This window comes from uncultured Methanofollis sp., assembly GCF_937919355.1.
Taxonomy (GTDB): domain Archaea; phylum Halobacteriota; class Methanomicrobia; order Methanomicrobiales; family Methanofollaceae; genus Methanofollis.
Window position 1 is genome coordinate 1 of sequence record NZ_CALFSA010000097.1, and the last position, 7,230, is coordinate 7,230.

At 61.1% G+C, this 7,230-nt stretch carries 7 protein-coding genes; all 7 read left to right on the forward strand.

From position 1 onward, the window contains the following. Window positions 1-178: 178 nt before the first annotated feature. Entirely contained in the window at window positions 179-367 is a 189-nt protein-coding gene (locus Q0520_RS04330) for a hypothetical protein (RefSeq protein WP_298667049.1), read from the forward strand. Further along, window positions 364-1,317: a YcdB/YcdC domain-containing protein gene (locus Q0520_RS04335; RefSeq protein WP_298667051.1), complete on the forward strand. Its 954-nt coding sequence runs from the start codon at window positions 364-366 to the stop codon at window positions 1,315-1,317. Before Q0520_RS04330 ends, Q0520_RS04335 begins: the two co-directional genes overlap by 4 nt. A gap of 194 nt (window positions 1,318-1,511) precedes the next feature. Then, window positions 1,512-2,453 carry a YcdB/YcdC domain-containing protein gene (locus Q0520_RS04340; RefSeq protein ID WP_298667053.1) on the forward strand — a complete coding sequence of 314 codons (942 nt, stop codon included), beginning with the start codon at window positions 1,512-1,514 and terminating at the stop codon, window positions 2,451-2,453. A gap of 6 nt (window positions 2,454-2,459) precedes the next feature. Continuing rightward, window positions 2,460-3,485: an ABC transporter permease gene (locus Q0520_RS04345; protein WP_298667055.1), complete on the forward strand. Its 1,026-nt coding sequence runs from the start codon at window positions 2,460-2,462 to the stop codon at window positions 3,483-3,485. A 270-nt stretch (window positions 3,486-3,755) separates the two neighbouring features. Next, entirely contained in the window at window positions 3,756-5,513 is a 1,758-nt protein-coding gene (locus Q0520_RS04350) for a hypothetical protein (RefSeq protein WP_298667057.1), read from the forward strand. 46 nt (window positions 5,514-5,559) lie between these two features. Then, window positions 5,560-6,291 carry a carboxypeptidase regulatory-like domain-containing protein gene (locus Q0520_RS04355; protein WP_298667059.1) on the forward strand — a complete coding sequence of 244 codons (732 nt, stop codon included), beginning with the start codon at window positions 5,560-5,562 and terminating at the stop codon, window positions 6,289-6,291. Between the two features lie 46 nt (window positions 6,292-6,337). Beyond that, a partial coding sequence (locus tag Q0520_RS04360; RefSeq protein WP_298667061.1) for a condensation protein occupies window positions 6,338-7,230 on the forward strand: 893 nt, incomplete at its 3' end.

The window sequence follows — 7,230 nt, forward strand, 5'->3', positions numbered from 1 at the left end:
GTGGTACGACGGGATGACCCGGGGTACAGACCCGATCCCGCTTGTATGGGTGGTGTGGTTCGACGACGACCACTACCGCTCTCTCACGTACCCCGGCGACGCCAATGCATTTGTTGACGCCCACACCGGCGAGGTGCTTCTCTGCTCCTACCATCCCGATGCGACCTGAGGTGAGAGGATGGAGATCGGACGGATCTGCACCATCGCGGAAAAAGAGTTCGCCGAGAACATCAGGGGACGACATTTCCTTCTCGTCCTTGCCCTCTTCCTCGTCCCGGTCGGATTCTTCGGACTGGCATATAAAATAACCGAGATATCCTGGGTCGTGGATGCCCGAACAAGTGCCTCACGGGAGATTATATCATGAAAAAATTCATCTTTGCTCTTATCACAGTCCTCGCCCTTCTTGCCATTATCGCCTGGAGCGGCCTTCTGCCGGCGTCGTCCGGAGGACCGCCGGCCCCGCCTTCCCCCGCGGGCAACCTGACACCGACACCAGAGGTGACACCGACACCGGGGATAGACGCGCAGGAAGCGGAAAAGAAGGCGGAAAAAGTCGCCCTCGAGATCTTTCCGGAGGCGCAGATCGACCGGACGACCGTCGAACTCACCGGCGATGGAGATTACTTCCTCTATGCATGCGAGGTCTGGACACAGGACGAAAAAAATATCCAGGTGTGGATCGAACCCGCAGCCGGCGATATCCGTCAGTTTGATGTAAATGGGCAGATGATCGGTCGACCTGCCGAACCTGTCGTTTCGATGGACGATGCGCGGGAGACCGCACAGGCGTACGTCGATGAAAAATCAGGCGGTGCCGACCTGACACAGCCCTCGGAACAGTATAACCCCTTTTCCAGCGGAGCGTTCGGAACCGTGGCCGGCAGGTATTCCTTCAACTATGATCGCCTGATCCGGGGCGTCCCCTGTGATTCCGACAGTTATTCCATTTCTGTCGACGCGGTGACGGGCGAGGTCTGCAGGTACTGGAAACAGTGGAAAACCGACGAAGCCCTCTGCACCGCCGACACGGTCCCATCGGTCTCAGGGGACGATGCAAAGGACGCCGTCCGGGCGTACCTGAAGGAGACGTGGGGCGACCTGCCCAGCCTTGAGATCCATACGGCCGACCTCGTGTGGTACGACGCACCTTACTTCATGAAAATCAGAGGTACAGACCCGATCCCGCTTGTATGGGAAGTGCGTTTCGACGACGACCACTACCGCTCTCTCACGTATCCACGCATGGCCGATGCATTTGTCGACGCCCACACCGGCGAGGTGCTGAGAAGTTCCTACCATCCTGATGCGGCCTGAGGTGAGAGAATGGAGATCGGACGGATATGTGCAATCGCGGAAAAAGAGTTCGCCGAGAACATCCGGGGACGACGTTTCCTTCTCGTCCTCGCTCTCTTCCTCGTCCCGGTCGGATTCTTCGGACTGGCATATAAAACACTAGAGATATTCGGGGTCGTGGATGCCCGAAAAGGTGCCTCACGGGAGATTATATCATGAAAAAATTCATCTTTGCTCTTATCATTGTCATCGCCCTTCTCGCCGCTGTCGTCTTGAGCGGCTTTCAGTCATCACCGTCCGGAGGACCGCCGGCCCCGCCTTCCCCCGCGGGCAACCTGACACCGACACCAGAGGTGACACCGACACCGGGGATAGACGCGCAGGAAGCGGAAAAGAAGGCGGAAAAAGTCGCCTTTGAGATCTTCCCGGACGTGAAGATCGACCGGACGACCGTCGAACTCACCGGCGAGGGAGATTACTTCCTCTACGAATGCGTGGTCTGGACGGAGGACGAAAAAAAGATCCAGGTGTGGATCGAACCCGCAACCGGCGATATCCGTGACTTTGTTGTAAATTGGCAGATGACCGGTCGACCTGCCGAACCTGTCGTTTCGATGGACGAGGCGCGGGAGACCGCACAGGCGTACATCGATGAAAAATCCGGTGGTGCCGACCTGACACAGTCCCTGGAACATTACAGTCCTCTCCCCCGCCCCCCCATCGGGACGGTAGCCGGGGAGTATTTTTTCAATTATGATCGCCTGATCCGGGGCGTCCCGTGCCTCAGCGACGGTTATAGCATCCGTGTCGACGCCGTGACGGGTAAGGTCTGCGGATACTGGAAATGGTGGAAGACCGACGAAGCCCTCTGCGTCGCCGACACGGTCCCGTCTGTCTCAGGGGAAGATGCAAAGGACGCCGTCCGGGCGTACCTGAAGGAGACCTGGGGCGACCTGCCCGGCCTTGACGTCCATACGGCCGACCTCGTGTGGTACGACGGGATGACCCGGGGTACAGACCCGATCCCGCTTGTATGGGTGGTGCGTTTCGACGACGACCACTACCGCTCTCTCACGTACCCCCATGACACCAGTGCATTTGTCGACGCCCACACCGGCGAGGTGCTTCTCTGCTCCTACCATCCTGATGCGGGCTGAGGTGAGATGATGGAGATAGGACGGATATGTGCAATCGCGGAAAAAGAGTTCGCCGAGAACATCAGGGGACGACGTTTCCTTCTCGTCCTCGCCCTCTTCCTCATCATCGCGGCCATCGGGGCATGGCAGGGCATCCAGGACTACACCGCCGCCCTCGAAAGGTACATGCAGACCCTCCAGGTCGCCGGCACCGGCGCTTTTTCGTCGATAGCGCGTGTCCGCCCTTCGGTCCTGGACGTCTTCATGCGTATGGGCGGGGCGATGTCGACTCTCGGGGCGGTTCTCGGCATCGCCGTCGGCTTCGACCTCATTTCAGGCGAGAAGGAGGACCACTCCCTGAAGATGCTCCTCTCCCACCCGGTGTACCGGGACGAGGTGATCACCGGCAAGGCCCTCGGCGGCATCGTCTCGGTGGCGTTCGCCATGGCGGTCGCCCTCGGCATCGCGATCGCCCTCCTCCTCATCTCCGGCCACGTCCCCTCGGCCGACGAGGCGGGGTTCATCCTCATCTTCGGGCTTGTCTCCTTCCTCTACCTGACCTGCGGGTATGCGATCGCACTTGCCATGTCGGTCGTCGCCGACAGGAGCGGGAAGGCGCTGCTCTATGCACTGGTCGTCTTCTTCTTCCTCTCCTCCGTCGTCCCGGCGGCAATGACCCTTGCCGCCGATGGGATCGCAGGGGAAGAACCGGATAAACCGACCCCTGTCGACGACTCCGACCTGGAGACATGGAACGCCTACCTGGAGGAGCGGAGGGACCGCGACAAGATGCGGAACGCCATTGTCATGACCGGATACATCGTCTCGCCGCAACTCAACTACGCCGAGGTCTCCCGCGCCGTCACCCAGCCCCTCATGTACCTGAACATGCACGGCGACCCGGACGAGGCGTGGTCGCACTTCGACGAGGACGACCTGGACTACGCCGAGGTCCTCGGACACCTCTGGAAGAACATCGTCGCACTCCTCCTCGTCCCGGCCGCATTCTTCGGACTCGCATATGTCGCATTCCTGAGGATGGACATCAGGTAATACGGCAGGGGGGGTCGATCTCCCGCATTCCCGGATCGCGGGAGCATCCCCTCTGTCATGGGCCCTCTTCCCTTGCACACGCGGCCTTTGCCGTCTTTTTTTGCATCCCTATCCTCCTGCGTAACGGTGATGGTGTACAGGGCATGCAACCATTCCAACGCGTAGACGATCTGCACAGAACAGATATATAAAACAACAGAGATATTCCAGACACGGAAGATCGATTCGGACCGTCGGCACGGTCCCCCGACAACCCGGGGAGGGAAAAATATGGACAAAAATGGTATGGGGAGAGGAGTGCTCCTCCTTCTTGCGGCGGTCATCATTGCGGCCGTGATCGTCGGCAGTGTCCTTCTCACGGACCTGAACAGAGAAACGCAAAAAGAAACAATCCGCCAGGTCATCCCCGAGATCAGCGAGAAGGACCTGGAAGACCTCGCCACCCGTCCGGTCTATGCCGCCTACGGGCGGGTCCAGAAAAACCAGGACCTCGACGCCATACTCAGGTCGGCAGACCCCGACCTCGAAGAGAGACACTTTTTCTATCCCGAAGGCCCGGTCTTCGGCTATAGTATCAATCGCCTCGACTGCATCATGGTCTATCTCGACGAAGAAGCGGCGATCAACAGGACGACGACGGACGAGATCTACGGGGTCATCGAGTCCCATGCCCGTGCAGGGGGGACGAACACCACCCCCGTCCTCTTCGTCCGCACCCTCCAGATCACCCTGAACACGACCCTCCTGCGCCCGGAGAGAGAGAGTGCTCAACCGACCCCGCGGGAAGGCACACCCTATCTCGACATCCACAGTGCAGGGGACCAGAGCGTCCTCCTGTATCCCGAGGACGAACGCTACCTGGCCATCGAGGCGGAATGCCGCGATTTGATCAGGGGCATCAATGCGCAGATCAAAACGAGTTATACCCGTGATGACCTGGCGGCGATGAAAAGGAACGGCACCTATGTGGCACTCCACTTCACCGATCCCACGACATTCGAGACAAGGCATATCGTCGACGGGTCGCCGCGGCAGATCACCATCAGCGAGGCCGTCTTCTTCCTGGACAGGGAGGAGGAGAGAAACATGGTCATCACGCCGGGTCAGTCGGGTTCAAGCGCTGTCTGGACGACGTCGCATGACCGCGCAACCCTGAGAAAAATGGCCGTGTCCGCCCTCATCGACAAGGGACACAGCGGCACGTCCTCCGGGAAAAATTTCACGTACACCTCCGTGCCCCTCCCGCCTGTCCCTGAAAAGGTCGTCCTCTATACCGTCGTGAAACCGGAGATCACGGCGGAGAACGTCTCGACGATGGCGGAGAGAACGGGCCTGAGAGGGACGGTGCGGGAGGCGGACGGCCAGTTTATCCTCTCCGACAGTCCGTACTCGCTGGAAGTCCACAGGCAGTCCGGGCGTATCGCCCTGATCGACATCTCCCGCTGGATGATGCCGAATGCAAGGGACCTGCCGGCAAACCTCCCCCCGGACGAGAGGGCGGCCGAGATCGCGGCACAGTATCTGACTGACGCAGGGCTGATGACCTCCGACGCCGTCCCGTGCGGTGTCGAGCACCCGCGGATCGTCACCAGCAACGAGAACGGCGAGGTTGTCGGCATCGCCTATGAGGCGGTCCAGATCTCGTACTGCCGCACCATCGACGGCCGACCGGTCGTCGGGTCAGAGATGATGGTCGACATCGGCGGAGGCGGGGACGTTCTCCACGTCTACAGGATCTGGAGAGACTACGCACCAGGCGAGGAGATCGCGATCATAACGCCACAGAAGGCACTGGAAGAACTGAAGGTCCTCGGCGTGCCGGCAGACCCGATGCGGCGACAGACAGTGGAGATCACGGCGATCGAACTCGGGTACTATGAAGCCGGGGCGACGGAAGACCCCACATATCTTGTCCCGGTCTACATCTTCAGGGGCACCGTGACCGACGGGAGTACAGAGACGCCTTTCGTCAGGTACGTCGCCGCATCTCCCGAGTTCAGGGGGGAGATCCCGTGGACGAAGTCATAGAGATGGATGGAAAAACAGGAAAAGACAGGCAGAGAGACCCCTGACCATGGAAATCAGACACATACTCACCGTCATTGCCGTCCTGCTGATCGCGCTCCCTTCTCCGGGCCTTGCATCAGACAGAACGGAGGAGATATCTCTCATCGTCAGGTCCCCGGTCGACGGGGCAGAGGCCTGGATCGACGTCGTCCCACCCCACATCGCAGTCGTCGGGAATGTCAGCGCCCCCGCGGGCGTCAGGGAGGTGCGTGTGCAGAGCGGGGCGGGAGAGGTCTCGTGCGGAAACAGGACAACATTCGCATGCTCCGTGCCTGTCTCGACGGGAGAAAACACGATCACCGTCGTGGCGATCGACAACTCCGGGAACAGAGAAGAGGAGACCCTGAACGTGACCGTTCACATCGGTCTGCCCCCACCGGAGGCGATCACCGTCTCGGGCAGGGTGACAGACCCCGGAGGCAACCCGATCCCCGGCGCATCGGTGAGATTTGAGTCAGGCATAGGACTGGCACCGGACAACACACCTCTTGCGGTGACGACCGTAACAGGGCCGGACGGAAGGTACCTGATAGAAGACGCAATCGGGTACCAGCAGACGATCAGGGTCGATAAGGAAGGATATCTCCCCCTCAGGCGTGAGATCGCCTTCGAGAACCTGACGAACACACTCGACCTGAAGATGGATCCTGAAGGCCGGAATGCACCAGGGTTCGGCCTCCTGATCGGTGTCTTTGCCCTCCTCGGGGCATCGCTGCTCCTCCGGGTCAGGAGACGATGAGAGGTCCGCCAAAGCACATATCCCCCTCCAGAGAGGATCATCATATATGACCCTCCATCCGGCACCTCCCTTCGACCTCTTCAACGTCTCCTTCGAGCGCATCTACGACCCGACAATGCACCTCCTCTTCGCCTTCGACGGCCAGGTCGACGAAGAGAGGCTGAAGGAGGCGACGCTCCGCCTCGTCGCCGCGAACCCCTATCTCGGGTGCCGGTTCGCGGAGAGGGACGGCATGCCCCGCTGGGAGAGGATCGCGGAGGAGGAGTGGGACCGCGCCTTCGTCGTCCTCCCGCCCGGAGCGGCGATGCCTCCCGCACCCCTCGACGTCCGCCAGGGGCCGCAGTTGCGGGTGAGTCTCCTGCGGGAGGACGGGGGCGACCAGGTCGTCGTCACCTGCCACCACGGTTTCTCCGACGCCCGCGGCCTCATGGACCTCGCACGAGACCTCTTTGCAACCTACCGCGGGGTCGCGCCGGAACCGACCGGGTGGTACGACCGGGGAGCGGACCGGGTCCTCGCAAGGTTCTCCCCAGAGGAGATAGAGAGGGCGCGTGAGGCTGAGGAACCCTTCGTCGACAGGTGGCGCTTCCCCGTCGAGAAGACAGGGCGGGGGACGCCCCACATCGCATACCGGACTCTCCCCCCCGACTCTCTCCGCCGGACGAAGGCGTTCGGGAAAAAACACGGCGCCACCGTGAACGACGTCATGATCGCCGCCTTCTTCCTCGCCCTCCTGAAGAGCAGGGACGACCCCGCCGACCGCAACGCACCCCGCTCACTCCTCACCTCGGCAGACCTCCGCCGCTTCCTCGACCACGCCGTCCCGCCCATGAACCTCTCCATCGCCTACGATGTCACCCTCACGGCCGGAGAGGGAGCGGGCCTGGAAGACGTCATCGACCAGGTCACGGCGGCGACGAGACGGCGCAAGGCGAACGG